The sequence below is a fragment of the Rhizobium sp. UBA1881 genome (genome assembly GCF_002338015.1).
GTDB lineage: Bacteria > Pseudomonadota > Alphaproteobacteria > Rhizobiales > Rhizobiaceae > Rhizobium.
Map to the genome: position 1 here is coordinate 20,788 of NZ_DDHH01000013.1, position 583 is coordinate 21,370.

Genomic DNA, 583 nt, shown 5'->3' on the forward strand with positions numbered 1-583 from the left:
GACGGCCTTCGGGCCCTTGCCGCGACGATCCGGTTCGGTGTCGAAGCTTACCTTCTGGTTTTCCGTCAGTCCGGCCAATCCGGAAGCCTGCACGGCGGAAATGTGAACGAAGATGTCCGCGCCGCCCTTGTCAGGCTTGATGAATCCGAAGCCCTTGTCGGTGTTGAAGAATTTTACAGTCCCAGTCTCGGCCATGCGTCAGGTCCTTTGATCTCTGCCCGCCATCCACACGGGCAGCATACTGATATTGCCTCCTCACGGAGACGCTAACAGGCAATTATTGAATTGTGAGAAAAAGGTCCCCTCTAAATCAGTATAGTTCTCCGCAGAACTTCCGCCTGCTTATTTAGAACCAACCGACCGGAGTATTAGCGTCTCCGGCGCGCACAATCTTAAGGACTTCCCATGCTCGCAAAATGCCCGAACGCCACGAGATTGCTGCGATTATTCACTTTTGGCAAGCAAAAGTTTTCCGACGCAACGCTGCCTCGCGCGCCAATTCCGGGTGGGTTTTGCGCTCCGACGAAAAAAACCACTCATCAGCCGCCGCTGAATAACGTTTTGTATCGTGAGCAATATATTT

1 protein-coding gene is annotated in these 583 nt (G+C 53.2%); it reads right to left on the reverse strand.

Translation table 11 applies throughout. From position 1 onward, the window contains the following. Positions 1–195, reverse strand: a 195-nt coding sequence (locus B3605_RS01425) for a cold-shock protein (protein ID WP_296431801.1), incomplete at its 3' end; no start/stop codon positions are given. Positions 196–583 lie beyond the last annotated feature (388 nt).